This is a genomic window from Paenibacillus sp. Cedars (assembly GCF_003184205.1).
Lineage (GTDB): Bacteria > Bacillota > Bacilli > Paenibacillales > Paenibacillaceae > Paenibacillus_AQ > Paenibacillus_AQ glucanolyticus.
On the sequence record NZ_CP020866.1, the window covers coordinates 1625288 to 1643026 of the forward strand.

The window sequence follows — 17739 nt, forward strand, 5'->3', positions numbered from 1 at the left end:
ATTGCCAGTTCAGGAAGACAAAGGTTTCTTGCTTGTGTTATTGTATCGTTTTGCCGGAAGATTTTCAATCATTCGATTTTTTTTTCGACATTGATCCAAATTGATGCAACCGATGAAAGACCAGACGCATCGTAGTTATAGAGAGGGGGAGATGGCCTGGATGTCATACAGCGCTTAAAACAAAAAGAAGAGGCGGCTCTCCGGGAATTGATGGAACAGTATGGAGATTATCTGCTTCGCACGGCGGTATTGCTGCTGCGTGACCGTCAAGCGGCTGAAGAGGCCGTTCAAGATACCTTTATCCAGGCGTTCGAGAATATCGCTCAGCTTCGTGACGGCGACAAACTTCGTAGCTGGTTGACCCGAATTGCAGTGAATCGATGCCGGATGCGGCAGCGAAAATGGGATTGGCGTCATATTTTTCCCATGCCGAGGATGGACCAGCATGTAAACGAAAGTGTACCTGCCGTGGATGAAATGCTGGGCGTCCATTGGCGTGAGGCTGAAATGATCAAATCAGTGCAGCAGCTGCCCTATACATACCGAGAAGTGATTACGCTCTATTATTATAATGAGTTGGGTGTTCAAGAAATTGCAGCGCAATTGCAGCTGAATATAAACACGGTTAAGGCACGTTTAATGAGAGGGCGGCATAAACTCCGGCAGATTGTTGTCGAGAAGGGGGAGAGCGATGCGTAGCGAAGAACAGGAAATGGCCGAACAACTAAAGCAGGAGCTGGAGGAAATTCGATTCCTGGGCGCAGAGAAGGTGATTTCTCGCACATTTCCAAAATCCAGCCGCGAACGTTTGTCTTCCTTGTGGAATAAGGAAGTAGAAATTTCTGCTGCCGCAATTGGTTGTTTTGGCGCAGCAGCGGCCGTTCTGCTGCTCGGAGGTTTGTTATGGAGGGAAGCAATTGTGAAACCTGCTGTTTCCGTGCCCTTGCAGGTGAGCAATGAACTGCTTGAAGCCGGGGGGAATTATTACTGGAAGGATCAGTACGAGAGGATGGTGGCCAGGCTTGAAAATTCGGGTCAAGATTAAACACCTGGTGTTGGGGGTTTCGGGTTTAATCCTCTTTGTTATGATGGTATCTATGCTCACACCTCGAATAGGGCTGCTGATTGCGGAGAAGCAGATAGAACAAGGCCAAGCTGAGGGGATAGCCAAAGTCATTGACCTTATTCATGAAGAAAGCAGCAGCAACCGGAAATGGGAGATGATCGAGAAGTATGTGATTGTGCCTAGAGCAACAGAGCTAGCTCATCGGTTTGATGTGTTTATTAGTCCGGGGTTCACCAGCACAGGAGGAAGCGCCGATCAGCAGATTCGTTTTACTGAGGATGAACGTTTGCCGCTGCTGAATCAATATGTGCTGGGAGCGCCAGCCGGAGAATATATGAAATATGCCGCAATAGACCTTGCGGAGCATTATTCGATGAATGGTGATGTGGAGGGAGCAGCGGATATATTGGAAACCGCTATCCAAAAGTTCGGGGATCTGAGCAGCGGATATTCTCCGGAGCCTGTTCTTTATTCCTATCAGCATGAATTGGTGCTGGAGCTTGCGAGCCTCTATGACAGGCTGGACCAGCCTGATCAGGCGGCGCTGCAATATGAGCGATTAGGGAAAGTCCTTTCTGGAGATTGGAGGGACATCCATAGTAAGGCCCTTTTATATCACTCGGAAATGCTCCTGCGTCGGGGGAGCCCCCAAGCCGCTATGGACGTGTTGAATCGGATATCAGAAGGGTCCGGCGGGAACTTTGCAAATTCGGATATCTCAAAACGGGCGAATCAGCTGAAAGGACGGCTGAAGAGGATTTTAGACGGAGAGACCTTGTCAACGGTAAGCGGAACCTTGCGAAATCGTGAGGGGGATCCGATTCCATTCGCAGGTGTATTTTTACGTAAAAACAACGATCTGAATCACAGTCTGCTGTTAAGCGAACCGTACCAAATGCTGACAGACGCGAACGGTCGCTATCATTTCGAGGGTGTAGAGCCCGGCAGGTATCAACTCGGCATTGGTTTGAATTATGAACAAATCAATGGCAGAACGTGGCCTGTAGAATCGGGGGATTGGGTGGAGGTCGCCCCGGAATCGACACGACGGATTGATGTCACGCTGCAGCCATTGATTCAATTGACAACTCCAGTAAACCATGATGAGATACGCGGCGACATGATCTATTTTGAATGGGAGGCTACACCCGAAGCCGCCTACTATAAACTGAGTGTTGGTATCGAATTTGGCAGCGGATCGATGATGACGGCGATGGATAACTATATTGAAGGGAATTCGCTGCGGGTTGCTGTTCAGGATCTGTATGATCTCAGAAGCGGACTTTCCTACGAGGATCCGCATGATTGGACGACCGTTGCACCTGAGAGTGTGCTTGGTTACTCGAACCCAGAGGCTCCCTATTTCTGGTCGGTGGATGCTTACAAGGAAGACGGCACGAAGTTAACAAGCAGCAGCGGGTACCGCCTCAATGAGAGCACCATGGGTTATTTACCGTATTTCTTGTTAAAGGGTCGTGAATTGACGCCGGAGGATCAGCTGGTACTCGAACGTAAATATGATGAAGCGCTCGCGGCCTATAGTGATAATGTGAGTGCGCATCCAGAAGATATTCACAGCTTAAGGATGAAACTCCGATTGCAACAGATCAAGGATCAGTTGTCCAAGGATGTAGATAACAGAAGTTCAGAGGAAACCTTATCCACCCTGCAGGAGATGATCGAACGGCATCCGGCACCAAGCTACCTGATGGATCTGGCGGATTACTTCTATAATAATGAAGATTGGGACAGTTACAATCCGGCATTCGATCGGTACTCCTCTGTACGGAGCGAAAGCGAGGATCATTCCTATACCGATTCTCTCCACGCAACAGCGCTTATGAAGCAGGGCAGGCTGGAGGAGGCGGAGAGATGGTTTGCGCGGGTGATCCGACAGGATAAATCCCACCGTTTTATCGGCAATTACCTCGCCGTTCATATGCTGCACAGCGGTTCGCTGGAAAGCACGCTGCAATTGGCCCGGAAATATCCGGAGCGAATGATGTCAAGCGATACGGATTGGGCTGTTCTGGTGGAGCGAATGCTGATCGAATCTGAGGGAAACTCAGGCTATACCGAGATACTGAAAGAGAAATTGCAATGGGGCATGAGCGGAGAGCGGGATGCCATTCAGTTGTGGACGCCGGGAGAGGACTTCCAAGAGATCAAGCCCTTCCTCCAGGCCTTATTACATGTTGATTAAGTAGAGTCGCAGTTTCACTGCTGGATAAAGTGTTGGTATGAAAAAAGGCCGCCTATCCAAGTTATCAAAAACTTGGGTGGACGGCCTTTTCCGCTAAGGACTTAGCTGTATACTTTCACGCGATCTTCAATCGGAGCAAATTCTTTTTCGCCTGGTTCAGCAACCGGTTTACCGAAAGGCATTTGAGCGATCAGTTTCCAGCTCTCTGGAATGTTCCATTCGGATTTCACCTTTTCGTCGATCAATGGGTTATAGTGCTGCAGTGATGCACCTAGGCCCTCTGCCTCCAGGGAAGTCCATACCACGAATTGCAGCATGCCGTTGGATTGGTTGGACCATACCGGGAAGTTGTCTGCATACAGCGCAAAGTTTTGCTGCAGGCCTGTAACGACGTCATTGTCCTCGAAGAACAGTACTGTACCGTATCCAGCGCGGAATGCGCCCATTTTTTCAGCCGTGGATTTGAATGCTTCTTCGTTACCGACAACTTCTTTCAAGATGCCCTCGGTCAGGTTCCACAGCTTGTCATGCTGTTCGCCGAGCAGTACAACGACACGTGCGCTTTGGGAGTTGAAGGAAGACGGAGTGTACTTAACAGCTTCGTTCACAATTTCCTGGATACGCTCGTCCGAAATGACAGGGTCCTTGCTGATAGCATAGTGGGAGCGACGATTTTTGAGTGCAGTTGAAAAATCTTTAGACATAAGAAAAAACCTCCTGATGTAATGGTGTTGCATAAGCCTGATAAGAAGATGTCCTTTAATTCAGGTAAATATGCATTTTAGTGAAGCATTTTGCTCATAATCATTATTCCATATCAACTAACAATTTGTTAGAAATGATATTTATGTTAGCATGTTAATATAATGAGTTGCAAATGTCAACAATTCAGAACGAAACTCAGAACTAAAAGTTTATCTTTAATACCCGCTTACTGAGAATTAAAACACTTTTCTAAGGTCAGTCCTCTGATTGCTTTACACGATATGTCGAAACTTCATATCATGAACAAATCGTGAACAAATGATACGCAGATGAGAAAAATTAAATGATTTTGATTCTCAATTAGGGTTGTCGAGTGAGAATGAGAGTGATATAATGCATATCAGAACGCAATTGATAATCAATCTCAGTGAGAAGCTGATGAGATTGCGGACTGTCGGATATTCAGAGACATACGCATAGAAGGAAGAGCCATGAAGATTAGATACTTATTTGCAGCCGTTGTGGTACTCTCCATAATCTCATTATTTATTGGAGTTAAGGACATTTCACCACTGGAACTGTTCTCCATGTCAGAACAACAACAACATATTATGCTTGTCAGCCGGATCCCGAGGCTTGTCAGTCTTATACTGGCAGGGGTCAGCATGAGTATCTGCGGATTGATCATGCAGCAGTTAAGTCGCAACAAATTCGTGTCACCAACAACAGCGGGTACGATGGATTCCGCGAGACTTGGAATTTTGGTTGCCATGCTGGTCTTCACAACAAGCGGTCCACTAATCAAGATGCTTGTGGCATTTGTATTCGCACTAGCGGGAACCTTCATCTTTATGAAGATCCTGGACCGGATCAAGTTCAAGGACGCCATCTTTATTCCCCTCGTTGGACTGATGTTCGGTAATATTGTTAGTTCGATAGCAACCTTCTTTGCTTACAAATATGATCTTATTCAGAATATGTCCGCATGGCTCCAGGGTGATTTCTCCATGATCATCAAGGGACAATATGAAATGCTATATATTAGTATCCCGCTTGTCATTCTGGCCTACCTGTTCGCTAACAAGTTTACGGTAGCCGGGATGGGAGAGGAGTTTGCAACGAACCTTGGTCTCAAGTACCGGAGAGTTGTGAACCTGGGATTGGTCATTGTAGCGCTGGTCACCGCATCCGTCGTTCTAACCGTCGGCGTGATTCCTTTTCTCGGTCTGATCATACCTAATATCGTTAGCCTGTATCTGGGAGATCACTTGAAAAAAAGCCTTTCGCATACCGCGCTGCTGGGGGCCGGATTCGTATTGTTCTGTGACATCCTTGGCAGGATCATCATTTATCCCTATGAGATTCCAATCAGCCTGACCGTGGGCGTCCTTGGAAGCGGTATATTCATTTTCTTACTGATGAGGAGAAAGGCTTATGACTTATAAAGCCAAAATCGGCCTGTTGGCCGCGGCGGCAATCATCCTGGTGGCAGTCTTTCTGTTCATTGATCTTGGCAGCAATTGGGACTACGCGCTTCCGAGAAGGATCAAAAAGGTGCTTGCTATTATTCTGACCGGCGGAGCCATTGCTCTGTCTACCACGGTGTTTCAAACGGTCACGAATAACCGGATACTAACGCCGAGTGTTATGGGATTGGATTCCTTATATATTCTTATCCAGACAACGGTAATCTTCGTCTTTGGATCGTTTACGCTGTACAAACTGGGCAGCAATGTGAACTTCCTGATTAATGTCGGAGCCATGATATTGTTTGCTGGAGTTTTATACAAAATACTGTTCAAAAGGGAAGGGAATAATATTTACTTCCTGCTGCTCATCGGTATGATATTCGGTACGCTGTTCTCCAGCATGTCCTCCTTCATGGAGGTGCTGATTGATCCGAATGAGTTCCAGTATGTGGCGGACAAAATGTTTGCCAGCTTCAACAACGTAAAGACGGAGCTGCTCATTCTTGCCATGATTGTGGTTGCTTTGTCACTTCTCTATTTTGCTCGATTCGCCAAGTATCTAAACGTGCTTTCACTTGGACGTGAGCAGGCGATCAACCTCGGTGTGAATTATGATTACGTGGTGAAGCGGCTCCTGATTATTGTCGCTGTTCTGATCTCTGTAGCAACTGCGCTGGTCGGGCCGATTACATTCCTGGGACTTCTTGTTGTCAATGTTGCCTATGAGGTTATGAAGACATATCGGCATTCATACTTAATCACAGCTTCTATACTTATTAGCATCATCGCGTTAGTGGGCGGTCAACTGGTTGTCGAACGGGTGTTTACGTTCTCCACAACGCTCAGTGTTATCATCAACTTCATCGGCGGTGTCTACTTCATATACCTGCTTCTAAAGGAGAGTAAAGCATGATCCAGGTTACGAACGTATCGAAAGTCTATAGCGGCAAAAAAGTCGTTGATAACGTGTCGGTTACGATCCCGAAGGGGCAAATCACTTCCTTTATCGGCCCTAACGGTGCCGGTAAAAGTACTTTGCTGTCCATGATAAGCAGATTAACGGGCAAGGACAGCGGTCAAATTACGGTGGATGGCAAAGAGGTCAGCCAGTGGAAAAGCAGCGACCTTGCGAAGAAGGTTTCGATTCTGAAGCAATCTAACCATATCAGTCTTCGTTTGACCGTGCGGGAACTCGTATCTTTTGGCCGATTCCCTTACTCTCAAGGCAGGTTGAATGCGGAAGATGAGAAGTTCGTGGATGAAGCGATCTCGTATATGGAGCTCGGAGATATGCAGCATAAATTTCTTCATCAGCTCAGTGGCGGTCAAACCCAGCGTGCTTACATCGCTATGGTTATCGCCCAGAATACGGAGTATATTTTGCTGGATGAGCCACTGAACAATCTGGATATGAAACACTCCGTGCAGATCATGAAGATTCTTCGAAAGCTTGTCGCCGACATGAATAAAACGATTGTTATCGTGATTCACGATATCAACTTCGCTTCCTTCTACTCGGATTACATCGTTGCCTTGAAGGATGGCGCTATTGAGAGCGAAGGGAAGACCGAGAGCATCATTCAGAGCAATGTTCTGCGCGGAATCTACGACATGGACATTGAGATTGAAGAGATTAACGACAATAGAGTATGTGTGTACTACGCCTAATCTATAACAACGTTTGTAAGGGATAAGGAACGGTTCAACTGCCATCGGCAGGTTCCTTATCTCTGCTAAAATAGCTGGGGCTGCCTTGCGAAGGGACGGCATGATTCAATCTGTCCTTATTTAATTACTAATTCAACCATACATTCAAATATATGTTGAAGATCAATATGAAGCAGGAAAATACAAATATAAAAGATGGGGTGTACGTAATGAAAAAATGGTTAACTTTATTCATGGTAGTAATGTTCACGATTGTACTCGCAGCTTGTGGTCAAGACGATAAAACAACAGGTGCCGATGGCGGAGACGCTGCAGGGGATACGCCTCCAGCCGATGCGGAAACAATTAAGATCACCCACCAGCTTGGTGAAACCGATGTACCGAAGAACCCTTCACGTCTGGTTGTATTCGATTTTGGTATTCTGGATTCCGTAGATAAATTGGGCGTTGAAGTATTAGGCGTTCCGCAAGCAAATATTCCTGCTTACTTGTCCAAATTTGAAGATAAGAAGTACGAGAATGTAGGGAGCCTGAAAGAGCCGGACTTTGAGAAAATCAACAGCATTGATCCCGATCTGATCATCATTTCCGGCAGACAGCAAGATGCCTATGAGGAACTGAGCAAAATTGCTCCAACGATCTTCTTGGGCGTGGATACAAGCAAATACATGGAATCCTTCAAATCCAACATGAACACGCTTGGTCAAATCTTTGGTAAAGAAGCAGAAGTTGAGAAAGAAATGGCTGCCATCGATGAGAACATCAAAGCGCTGAATGAAAAAGCAACGGCAACAGGCAAGAAGGCATTGATCATTCTTGCTAACGAAGGCAAAATCAGTGCATACGGTCCAGGTTCCCGTTTTGGTATTCTGCATGATGTGTTTGGTTTCGGAGCAATAGATCCTAACATCGAAGTCAGCACACATGGTAAAGATATTTCGAACGAGTACATTGTAGAGATGAACCCTGACTATCTGTTTGTAGTTGACCGCGGTGCTGCTGTTGCCACTGGCGAAGGGGAATCAGGCGCTAAAGCGGTAGTTGAGAATGAGCTTGTAAAAACAACCAATGCCGCTAAAGACGGAAACATCGTTTACTTGAACCCGGATTTCTGGTATCTTTCCGGCGGCGGGTTGACTTCCGTATCTGAAATGATTACTGAAGTTGACGCAGCTATTAAATAATCCAAGACCCTTTCCGAAGGGAACGGTAATGAACATAGAAGACACCGGAGCAGCTTTTACCAGGCGCTCCGGTGTTTTATTTTTTTGCATTAGGGTAAGTGGTTAACGGATAATAAGATAAGGCAGATGTTGACGTAATAAGATGATGATCATCAGGCTCGCTCAACCTGGAATAGTCGATTAGGAGGAGGTCTTTATATGTATCGGAATCAAATCTATATAGATGGACAATGGGTTCAGACCGAGGAGCAAATGGACGTATATAATCCGGCGAACGGGAAGGTTATAGGCACCGTGCCTAAAGGCGGCAAGAGAGAAGCCCAGCAAGCGGTGGATGCTGCAGCGGCAGCTTTTTCGGATTGGTCCGGCAGAACCGCGAATGATCGCGGGGAACTGCTTCGCCGGTGGCATCAGTTAATTGCAGATCATACGGATGAATTGGCCCGAATCATGACCACGGAGCAGGGGAAACCGCTGAAGGAAGCAGCAGGCGAGATTCGATATGCCAACAGCTTTGTTGATTGGTATGCGGAAGAAGGTAAACGAATATATGGCGAGACCATACCCGGTTCTTCCAGTCGTCAACGTATCATCGTGACCAAGCAACCAGTGGGTGTTGTAGCTGCCATTACGCCTTGGAACTTCCCGGCTTCGATGATTACACGCAAGGTAGCCCCTGCGCTGGCAGCTGGCTGCACCGTAGTTATCAAGCCGTCCGGTGAGACGCCATTCACGGCGATCAAGCTGGTGGAGCTAGCAGATGAGGCGGGCATTCCTGCCGGGGTAATCAACATCGTAACTGGACCTTCAGGTGATATCGCTGACGTGTGGCAGAAGGACAGTCGGGTGAGAAAACTGTCATTCACGGGTTCAACCGAAGTGGGGAAACAACTGATGGCTGGCGCTGCGGCCAATGTGAAGAAAATATCGCTGGAGCTTGGTGGTCATGCTCCATTTATCGTGACAGATCAGGCAGACCTGGATCAAGCGGCAGCGGGATTAATCTCTTCCAAGTTCCGCAATGGGGGACAGACCTGTGTATGTGCCAACCGGATTTATGTTCAAGAATCAGTTGCGGAGAAGTTCGCAGCGAAGTTTACGGAGCTTGTCAAACAATTGAGGGTGGGGAATGGACTGGAGAACGGAATCGATATCGGACCCTTGATTAACGAGGAGGCTGTGGATAAAGTCGTTCGACAGATCAAGGATGCGGAAGAGAAGGGCGGCGTTATATTGGCTGGCGGTCAAGCTCTCCCTGATCTGGGAGGCAACTATGTCGAGCCAACCGTGATCATGAATGCCACGGATGACATGGAGTGCATGAATGAGGAGACCTTCGGTCCCCTTGCACCCATTACCACCTTCAAAACCATAGACGAAGCGGTCAAGCGAGCCAATAACAGTCCTTACGGATTGGCTGCCTATGTGTTTACGCAGAATTTGGGCGAAGCGGTCAAAATCGCGGAATCTCTCGATTATGGCATCGTAGGAGTGAATGACCCTGTACCTTCCACCGCTCAAGCTCCGTTTGGCGGATTTAAAGAGAGCGGACTGGGCCGGGAAGGCGGCCATTACGGAATGGAGGAATTCCTGGAGGTAAAGTACATTTCACTTGGTTTGTAAGAGCGGAATGAGTATTGCGATATTCAATGAACATGGACAAGCTGAGCTGTCCAAACGAATTTAAGCCGTACTGCATCAGGGCAACAAAAATTCAGGGGCGTTCTCCAGGTTCAGACCTGGAGAACGCCCCTTTTGAGCTATTGCTGAATCAATACCGGCTTACCGGTTTCCGCGGATTCATTCGCGGCCAGCGTCACCTCGAGTGTCTTGAACCCGTCTTCGTAGGAGGCAAGCACAAGGCTTGGATCCTGGTTTCGAATGGCGTCGATCAAGGCCGTAGTAAGATCCTTGTAGAAGTCGGTTTTGCTGCGGTATACCACTTCTTTCTCCTTATCTGCGATGGAAAGCGTGGTTCCATCCAGAACGACCCGGAAATCGCGTCCCATGATCTCAATTCCGCTCCGATGATCGAATTGGATAAATCCCGTCTGCATATGGCCGACTGCTCCAGAGTCCAGCACGAATTGAATCGCGCCTACATCGGGAATGTCCAGATCCGGAATATCCTGCATAAGCAAGAGACTCATATCGGCATACAAACGGGTGATGTCGCCGCACAGGTAGCGTACAAGGTCCATGGTATGAGTAGACTGCTCAACCAGCTGTCCGCCGGACAATTCTTTTTTGCGCCACCAAGGAGTAGGTACAGGTGTCGTTATGTAGTGGGCACGGACCATGCCGATTTTTTTGTCTTTAAGAAAATCCTTGGCGATTGCAACGGTGTCCAGGTACCGCAGACAGTATCCGGAAGCTGCTATGATTCCGCTTTCATTGATGACTTTGACTTTGTGACGGACGGACTTCACGTCCAGACCCAGCGGCTTCTCGACCATCAAGTGAATGCCCTTGGCTGCTGCCTGTTCTTCAATATCTCCATGGCAGAATGGCGGGATGCATACGTACAGAACATCCAGCGGTTCCTGCTCCAGCATCGTGCTGCCGTCCGTATAATAAGCGGAGCCATACAATTCGGCCTGCTGTTTGGCTAATGCTTCATTCGTATCGCATATTGCAGCCAGTTGAACATGTTCATTCTGGTGAAGGTTTTTAATATGGACAGCGCCCATACCTCCGGCTCCAATTACACCTGCTTTAATCATAGGTTGCTCACTCCTGATCGTATAATGATGATGGATAAATATTCCCCAATTCTAGGACTCACACGTGATTATAGCCCCGCTATCCATATTATTCAAGCTTTCCTTTGTATGCCGGTACAGAGGATTCACCTGGAAAAAAGTACAGCAAACCTTCCTGAATACATACTAGGTGCTTGCTGCTAATAACCCTCATACCCGGCATAGCTGCGTCGGCAGCGCCATAGGGACGATGTTTCCCATAGCGCCAACACCAACTCTGACATCGGTATCATCCGGCAGACTCCTTTATCGTGTATATTGCTGCGGGATGTGTTATCCTTTAATCCCGTTCATGGCAATGCCCTCAATGAAGTAGCGCTGAAGGAATATAAACAGGATGATGATCGGAAGGGTTGCCATAAGCGCACCGGCCATCAGGAGAGGATAGTCGGTGGAATGCTGTCCCTGAAAGCTGGAGATTCCAATGGATAGCACCCGCATGTCCTCTGAGCTTGTCATAATGAGCGGCCACAGTAAATCGTTCCACGAGGCGAGTATGGTGAAGATGGCCAGGGAGACAAGCGCAGCTTTGGATAACGGTAAGTAAATATTCCAGTAGATCCGGAAATAACTGCAGCCATCGATTTTGGCTGCCTCCTCCAGATCCTTCGGCAATGTCATGAAGAATTGTCTTAACAAGAACGTACCGAAGGCACTGAAAATACCCGGTACAATGAGCACATAGAACGTATCCAGCCAATTGAACTCACGCATAATGACAAAGCTCGGGATCATCACAACCTGTGACGGTACCATCAATACCGCAAGGAGCGCGAGGAAGATAGCATTCTTGAAAGGAAATCTCAAACTTGCAAAAGAATAGGCTGCGAGTGAGCACAGGACAAGCTGGCCCGCTGTGCGTCCGAGTGTGACGATAACGGTATTCAAGTAATACGTGCCAAAATCAATGGTTTGAATGACACGGAGGTAGTTGTCCAAGTGCCATTCGACAGGGAGCCATTTGGGCGGAATCGCCATGGAATCGGCAAAGGACTTGAAGGATGTGGATATCATCCACAGAAACGGCATAATCATGAGCAGCGCCCCGGCAGCTAACAGAACGTGGACTGCCAGACGGCTTGCTTTTCCCGATCGGGTTGAAGTATTCACGTCTTCATTCCTCCTGTTATTGGTAGTGAACCCAGCGCTTTTGAATATACATTTGAACCATGGTGATGACTAGAATCACAACGAATAGAATGAAGGCCTGCGCTGAAGCGTAACCCATATTGAAATATTTGAACCCGTCTTCCCAAATGCTGTAAACGACGGTCCGGGTGGATTCCAGCATCGTAGTCTGCTGATCCATCATAATGAAAATCAGGTCAAACACCTGGAATGAATTGATAAAGGACATGACCAATACAAAGAACAGGCTGGGCGTCAGCAGCGGCAGCGTGATCCGAAAGAACTTGTACATCGTTCCGGCACCGTCCAGCGAAGCGGCTTCATAATAGCTGCTGGAGATGCCCTGGAGACCGGAGAGCAGAATGACGGCGTTATACCCGATACTGCTCCAGACGCTGACAAGCACGATGGAAAACAAAGCGAATTTTTCATCAAACAGCCAATTCGGCTGAGGCAGATTCAGCACTCCCAGCACATTGTTGATCAACCCGAATTCGGAGTTGTACAGCCATTTCCAGACCATGCCGACCGCAATCGGCATCGTGATTACCGGGATGAAATACAGTGTGCGGTAGAAGACCATGCCTCTGATCTTCTGATTCAGCAGTACGGCCAGAACCGTTGCGATTGCAACGGACAACGGAACGGTGCCGACGGTATACATCATCGTGTTCAGCAGAGAGCCGGTGAATTTGTCGTCCTTCATCAGATTCGTGAAATTATCTATTCCGACGAACTGGGGAGAGGTTAACCCGTCCCACGATGTAAACGACAGGAACAGGGATGCGGCGGAAGGCGCCATGTAGAACAAACCAAGCCCCAGCACGACCGGCAGGATGAAGATATATCCCCACAGGGCTTCGTGCCGGGCAAGTTTCCCGACCTTTCGCTTGGGTATCTCAGGAGGTTTCGTGATCACAGTTATGGGAGAGCTCACAGGCTGCACCGTCCTTTCTTGGAATTCCTACTTGGGAGCGGATGGTTGTCATTTGGTTTCAGTTGCAAGGATTGCATCCATTTGTTCACCGGCGTTTTTGAGCGCTTCTTCAAAGGTTTTTTTGCCAAGAAAGGCTGCCTGGATTTCCTTCACTTCCGCATCCTGCCATTCCGCTGTTTTCTGGGATACCGGATAAGGCACGGCAAATTCCAGACTGTCCACAAATACCTGCAGATCGAGAGAAGGAATGGATTTCAGCCAGCCACCTTCCGTGCCTTTGTAGGCAGGCATCGAGAAGCCGGAATCGGCCAGCAGTTCCTGTCCCTCCTTGCCCGATAGTATCTGCAGCAATTCCCAGGATTCCTGCTCTACTTTTGTCTTGCCGTTGATTGCCCAGCTCAGTCCGTGAACGATGGAAGCTTTCTGTTTACCGGCAGGAAGAACAGCAACGCCGAGTTTATCGCCGAGAAGCTTGTGCAGCTCAGGCGAGTTGACCGAAATCCCCGGAAACATGGCGGCCTTGCCGGAGCCGAACAATTGGCGGGACTTCGTTTCAAGCTGCTGCTGCGCATTCGGCGAGTAGCCTTTGTCAATCAAGCCTTGTTCCCACTTAAAGGCCGACAGAGCTTCAGGCGTATTAAAGCCGGATGACTTCTTATCGTCCGAGATTACAAATCCTCCTGCTTGGGCAATAAAGTTGTAGTAACCGATTTGATTGTCGATCGGCGCTATGTAACCGTAAATACCGTTTGTTTTATCGGTCAGCTTGGCCGCATTCTCCTCTACGGTTTCCCAGGTCCAGGTATCGTCGGGATAGGATAAGCCCGCGTTGTCAAACAACTCTTTGTTGTAATAGAGTCCGATGGAATCCTGGAAGTAAGGAAGACCGTGAAGCTTGCCTTGATAGGTATACATATCGACGAGTGCTTCGGTATAAACCGAGGTGTCCAGTCCGCTTTGCTCAATGAGGGGAGAGAGGTCTTTGATCAGACCGGAGGAGGCGTAGGAGTGAAAGTTGGGTCCGTTCATCCAGTAAACATCAGGACCACTATTGCCGGCGAGGCTTGTTCTCAGCTTGGTCCAATAATCCGCCCATGGCGTATACGTTACTTTCACTTGAACATTCGGATGCTTCTTATTGAAAATTTTGATGGACTTGTCCAGCGTGTCCCGTACGTTTTCGTCCCAGAGGGCGACGTTGATTACCTTTTTCCCATTGTCTCCACCGGAGGCATTGCCACCACAAGCGGACAGTAAGGCAGTAAACACGAATAGCATCGCAATCAGGACAGACATTCCTTTTTTCATTACATAACCCTCCTTAAAATGTTGGCATGGTTTTGATCAAGCATGATGGGGTCATAAAGCTTGTTCGACGTGAAAACCAGTCTCCTTGGTGGGAGCGCCCCCTTTGTATAGCTGGAGTAAAAAGCATTAGTTATTCCAATCGTCGAAAAAAGTTAACATCAACATGCTATCTTTTGTGACAGAATAACTAGCTTCTATTGCGAAAGATTATATAATCCCCTCGATTATTTTTCAAGATAGCGATTTCAATTACTTTTAAATTATTTTTTTCACATAATGTGAGGTTGGGATAATTCTTACATATAACATTATTTTGATTGATGGAATAAGTTAATTTCGCTTATTGAAAATGTTATAGTGTAGCTAACCTCATTTTTCCGATACAGAAAGTCGCACTAATTGATGAACCTATAGAAAGGTTGAGCTTGCTTGAACAATATGAAAAAAGGGGATCACAAGCTGATCCAGGCATTAAACCGATCCAAGGTGCTGAACAAGATTCGTACGGATGGTCCCATATCGAGAATTGAGCTGGCCAAAAAAAATAAGCTGAGCCCCTCCACAGTCGCTTCCGCCGTTCAGGAGCTGATTAAGGAGGGCTACGTCTCTGAAATCGGCACGGGTTCTTCCAGCGGAGGGAGAAAACCCATTCTGCTCCAATTCAATCCGGATAATCATTATTTATTTGCTGTAGCCATAACGAATTCATTCCTAAATCTGGCCCAGATGAACCTGGAGGCAAGGGTGCTGAGAAAGGAAACCTATCCGATCGAAGGACTTCAGGGTAATGCGGTTATCGAGCGGCTGCTCGAGCTCATGGATGATTTCACTGCAGGAGCGGAGGACTTGGAACGTTGTGTCGGCATTTCCCTCACCGTTCCAGGTATTGTGAGTGATAGTCAGGGAGTGCTGCACTATAACACCAAGCTGCGGATGACCGATGTTCCGCTAAGGCAGATCCTCGAAGACCGCTATGGAATGCGGACCTGGGTTGAAAACGATATGAATTCCGTTGTGCTCGCAGAGCGGCGATTTGGTGATTATGCATTCGGGAATTTGATCTATATTTCCATCGGTGACGGACTCGGCTCCGGTATATTAATAAACGATAGCCTCCTGAGAGGCAAGCATGGGGGTGCCGGCGAGTTTGGACACACCAGCGTGAATCGCAGCGGAATTCGGTGTGAATGCGGCAATGTAGGCTGCTTGGACAGTTATATCAGCTGGATCGCTGTGTATTCACGAATCATTACAGCAATAGCCACAGGACGACCGACTCTAATTCAGGAGCTGAGCGGAGGGGATTACAGCAAAATCGTTCCGTCCGTGTACAAGGAAGCCCTGTGCAGAGGGGACAAGCTGGCCATGGATCTGAATGAAGAAGTAGCGGAACACCTCGGCGCAGCCATTGTTAATCTGGTCAATATGTTTAATCCCGAAGCACTCGTTCTGGGCGGGGAGATGGCGCATGGGAATCCGGAGCTATTGGCAATGGTTCGAAAATATATGGACCGGCATGCGATGCCGATCCTGAAGGATGATATGGTGTTTGGATTGGCATCCCTTGGCGAAGATGATAAGTTAATCGGTGCGGCTTCTGTCCTTCTGCAGGACTTATTTGGTTTCACCCTGACGGAATAATGAATTTGACAACGTTTCCACCTGCACGTTATCTTTGGTTAAATGCACTTAACGGAAGGGGAGAAGATGATTGGAGCAGTACATTCTGTCGCTTGACCAGGGAACGACAAGCTCTCGGGCAATCTTGTTTAACAGGGAAGGAGAAATTGTACACTCAGCGCAAAAGGAGTTCCCTCAGTATTTTCCTCAACCGGGGTGGGTGGAGCAGAATGCCAATGAAATATGGGGCTCCATCCTTGCGGTTATTGCGACCTGTTTATCCGAATCGGGTGTGAAGGCGGATCAGATAGCGGGCATCGGGATCACGAATCAGCGGGAGACCGCAGTATTGTGGGACCGCAACACGGGTGAACCGATATATCATGCGATTGTATGGCAGTCCAGGCAGACAGCCGGCCTATGCGAGGAGCTGATCGCTGCAGGGCATGACGGAAAGGTCAGGGAGAAGACCGGGCTTTTGATCGATCCGTATTTCTCTGGTACCAAAATCAAATGGATTCTCGACCATGTGGAGGGTGCGCGGGAACGCGCCCGGGGTGGAGAGATTATATTCGGCACCATTGATACCTGGCTGATCTGGAAGCTGTCCGGAGGCCAAGCGCATGTGACCGACTATTCCAATGCTTCACGCACGATGCTCTATAACATCCATGACCTGAAATGGGATGATGAGCTGCTGCAGCTGCTGGATATTCCGAAGGTCATGCTGCCTGAGGTAAGGCCTTCTTCCGAGATATACGCCAATACGGTGACCTATCACTTCTTCGGGCGTGAAGTGCCGATTGCCGGGGCTGCGGGAGATCAACAGGCAGCGCTGTTTGGTCAGACCTGCTTCTCCGAGGGCATGGTGAAGACAACGTACGGAACAGGCAGCTTCATGCTGATGAACACTGGCGACAAGCCGGTCAAATCCGAACATGGGCTGATTACGACGATTGCCTGGGGACTCGATGGCAAGGTGCAGTATGCGCTGGAGGGCAGCGTATTTGTGGCCGGATCAGCTATACAGTGGCTGCGCGACGGTCTGCGGATGTTCCGTGAGGCGAAGGACAGCGAGCCTTATGCGCGCAGGGTTGATTCAACGGAAGGCGTGTACGTTGTGCCCGCTTTTGTCGGACTTGGCAGTCCGTACTGGAACAGCGACGTACGGGGCGCTGTTTTTGGTCTGACCAGAGGTACGTCGAAGGAGCATTTCATCCGTGCAACCCTGGAGTCGCTTGCCTACCAGACCCGGGATGTACTGTCCGTCATGGAGGAGGATTCAGGGTATAACATCACATCCCTGCGAGTGGATGGAGGCGCGGTGGCCAACACCTTTCTTATGGAATTCCAGAGCGATATTCTGAACGTTCCCGTGGAACGCCCGGACATCACGGAGACGACGGCTCTTGGAGCCGCATTCTTGGCGGGTCTTGCTGTTGGCTTCTGGAAGGACCAGGATGAGATATGCAGCAAATGGAGCATGGGGCGGAGCTTTACGCCAACCATGCAGGAAGAAGTAAGGGAACAATTATATGCGGGGTGGAAAAAAGCCGTTTATGCGGCAATGGCTTTTCATTAGCATTTTATATGTTATAATAATTCATAAGTGAATATTTGTCTGGAGACTTGGAGAGACCACTAGGCGCGGAAGACCTCATGGAACGAGGTTTGTTACTGCGTGTTTCG

The 17739-nt window shown here is 48.3% G+C and carries 15 protein-coding genes; 10 read left to right on the forward strand and 5 right to left on the reverse strand.

All coding sequences use genetic code 11. From position 1 onward, the window contains the following. Window positions 1-210: 210 nt before the first annotated feature. The 3 genes from B9D94_RS09210 to B9D94_RS09220 are packed head-to-tail and all read left to right on the forward strand — an operon-like array spanning window position 211 to window position 3269. A complete protein-coding gene (locus B9D94_RS09210) occupies window positions 211-699 on the forward strand; it encodes a sigma-70 family RNA polymerase sigma factor (RefSeq protein WP_063456014.1) in 489 nt (162 codons plus the stop codon). After that, the gene (locus tag B9D94_RS09215) at window positions 692-1045 is read left to right on the forward strand and encodes a hypothetical protein (protein WP_148246882.1); all 354 of its coding nucleotides are present in this window, start codon (window positions 692-694) and stop codon (window positions 1043-1045) included. The genes B9D94_RS09210 and B9D94_RS09215 overlap by 8 nt, the downstream gene beginning before the upstream one ends. Next, window positions 1023-3269, forward strand: coding sequence for a carboxypeptidase-like regulatory domain-containing protein (locus B9D94_RS09220; protein ID WP_172963929.1), 2247 nt, complete (start codon window positions 1023-1025; stop codon window positions 3267-3269). The genes B9D94_RS09215 and B9D94_RS09220 overlap by 23 nt, the downstream gene beginning before the upstream one ends. A gap of 101 nt (window positions 3270-3370) precedes the next feature. Here the strand turns inward: B9D94_RS09220 and B9D94_RS09225 are convergent, their stop codons facing one another. Next, window positions 3371-3973 carry a nitroreductase family protein gene (locus B9D94_RS09225; RefSeq protein ID WP_006211447.1) on the reverse strand — a complete coding sequence of 201 codons (603 nt, stop codon included), beginning with the start codon at window positions 3971-3973 and terminating at the stop codon, window positions 3371-3373. 492 nt (window positions 3974-4465) lie between these two features. On the opposite strand from B9D94_RS09225, the gene B9D94_RS09230 reads away from it, so the two are divergent. The 5 genes from B9D94_RS09230 (at window position 4466) to B9D94_RS09250 (ending at window position 9918) form a co-directional block, all read left to right on the forward strand. Next, window positions 4466-5419, forward strand: coding sequence for an ABC transporter permease (locus B9D94_RS09230; protein ID WP_006211446.1), 954 nt, complete (start codon window positions 4466-4468; stop codon window positions 5417-5419). Beyond that, window positions 5409-6356 (forward strand): iron chelate uptake ABC transporter family permease subunit, encoded by a 948-nt coding sequence (locus tag B9D94_RS09235; protein WP_006211445.1) that lies wholly within the window; start codon window positions 5409-5411, stop codon window positions 6354-6356. The genes B9D94_RS09230 and B9D94_RS09235 overlap by 11 nt, the downstream gene beginning before the upstream one ends. Continuing rightward, a complete protein-coding gene (locus B9D94_RS09240) occupies window positions 6353-7111 on the forward strand; it encodes an iron ABC transporter ATP-binding protein (RefSeq protein WP_036641932.1) in 759 nt (252 codons plus the stop codon). The genes B9D94_RS09235 and B9D94_RS09240 overlap by 4 nt, the downstream gene beginning before the upstream one ends. 209 nt (window positions 7112-7320) lie before the next feature. Continuing rightward, window positions 7321-8295, forward strand: a complete 975-nt coding sequence (locus B9D94_RS09245; RefSeq protein ID WP_148246884.1) for a siderophore ABC transporter substrate-binding protein — start codon at window positions 7321-7323, stop codon at window positions 8293-8295. Window positions 8296-8493: 198 nt separating this feature from the next. After that, on the forward strand, window positions 8494-9918 hold the full coding sequence (locus B9D94_RS09250) for an NAD-dependent succinate-semialdehyde dehydrogenase (RefSeq protein ID WP_148246885.1): 1425 nt from the start codon (window positions 8494-8496) through the stop codon (window positions 9916-9918). 137 nt (window positions 9919-10055) lie between these two features. On the opposite strand, the gene B9D94_RS09255 is transcribed toward B9D94_RS09250, so the two are convergent. From B9D94_RS09255 to B9D94_RS09270, 4 genes are all read right to left on the reverse strand, one after another. Next, window positions 10056-11018 carry a Gfo/Idh/MocA family protein gene (locus B9D94_RS09255; protein WP_148246886.1) on the reverse strand — a complete coding sequence of 321 codons (963 nt, stop codon included), beginning with the start codon at window positions 11016-11018 and terminating at the stop codon, window positions 10056-10058. Between the two features lie 312 nt (window positions 11019-11330). Further along, entirely contained in the window at window positions 11331-12167 is an 837-nt protein-coding gene (locus B9D94_RS09260) for a carbohydrate ABC transporter permease (RefSeq protein WP_148246887.1), read from the reverse strand. 16 nt (window positions 12168-12183) lie between these two features. Then, window positions 12184-13122: a carbohydrate ABC transporter permease gene (locus B9D94_RS09265; protein WP_148246888.1), complete on the reverse strand. Its 939-nt coding sequence runs from the start codon at window positions 13120-13122 to the stop codon at window positions 12184-12186. A gap of 48 nt (window positions 13123-13170) precedes the next feature. Then, complete coding sequence (locus B9D94_RS09270; RefSeq protein ID WP_148246889.1) at window positions 13171-14430, reverse strand: ABC transporter substrate-binding protein; 1260 nt, start codon at window positions 14428-14430, stop codon at window positions 13171-13173. 438 nt (window positions 14431-14868) lie between these two features. Between B9D94_RS09270 and B9D94_RS09275 the strand changes: the two genes are divergently transcribed. Together B9D94_RS09275 and glpK are read left to right on the forward strand one after the other, a co-directional pair. After that, window positions 14869-16071: an ROK family transcriptional regulator gene (locus tag B9D94_RS09275; protein ID WP_036642413.1), complete on the forward strand. Its 1203-nt coding sequence runs from the start codon at window positions 14869-14871 to the stop codon at window positions 16069-16071. 70 nt (window positions 16072-16141) lie between these two features. Then, window positions 16142-17632: a glycerol kinase GlpK gene (glpK, locus tag B9D94_RS09280; RefSeq protein ID WP_063480063.1), complete on the forward strand. Its 1491-nt coding sequence runs from the start codon at window positions 16142-16144 to the stop codon at window positions 17630-17632. Window positions 17633-17739: the final 107 nt, after the last annotated feature.

Excerpts from the sequence above, each read along its gene's own strand:
- B9D94_RS09210 (WP_063456014.1), top strand. The coding sequence starts at position 211 with ATGGAACAGTATGGAGATTATCTGCTTCGCACGGCGGTATTGCTGCTG.
- B9D94_RS09215 (WP_148246882.1), top strand. The coding sequence starts at position 692 with ATGCGTAGCGAAGAACAGGAAATGGCCGAACAACTAAAGCAGGAGCTG.
- B9D94_RS09225 (WP_006211447.1), bottom strand. The coding sequence starts at position 3,973 with ATGTCTAAAGATTTTTCAACTGCACTCAAAAATCGTCGCTCCCACTAT.
- B9D94_RS09230 (WP_006211446.1), top strand. The coding sequence starts at position 4,466 with ATGAAGATTAGATACTTATTTGCAGCCGTTGTGGTACTCTCCATAATC.
- B9D94_RS09235 (WP_006211445.1), top strand. The coding sequence starts at position 5,409 with ATGACTTATAAAGCCAAAATCGGCCTGTTGGCCGCGGCGGCAATCATC.
- B9D94_RS09240 (WP_036641932.1), top strand. The coding sequence starts at position 6,353 with ATGATCCAGGTTACGAACGTATCGAAAGTCTATAGCGGCAAAAAAGTC.
- B9D94_RS09245 (WP_148246884.1), top strand. The coding sequence starts at position 7,321 with ATGAAAAAATGGTTAACTTTATTCATGGTAGTAATGTTCACGATTGTA.
- B9D94_RS09250 (WP_148246885.1), top strand. The coding sequence starts at position 8,494 with ATGTATCGGAATCAAATCTATATAGATGGACAATGGGTTCAGACCGAG.
- B9D94_RS09255 (WP_148246886.1), bottom strand. The coding sequence starts at position 11,018 with ATGATTAAAGCAGGTGTAATTGGAGCCGGAGGTATGGGCGCTGTCCAT.
- B9D94_RS09270 (WP_148246889.1), bottom strand. The coding sequence starts at position 14,430 with ATGAAAAAAGGAATGTCTGTCCTGATTGCGATGCTATTCGTGTTTACT.
- B9D94_RS09275 (WP_036642413.1), top strand. The coding sequence starts at position 14,869 with ATGAAAAAAGGGGATCACAAGCTGATCCAGGCATTAAACCGATCCAAG.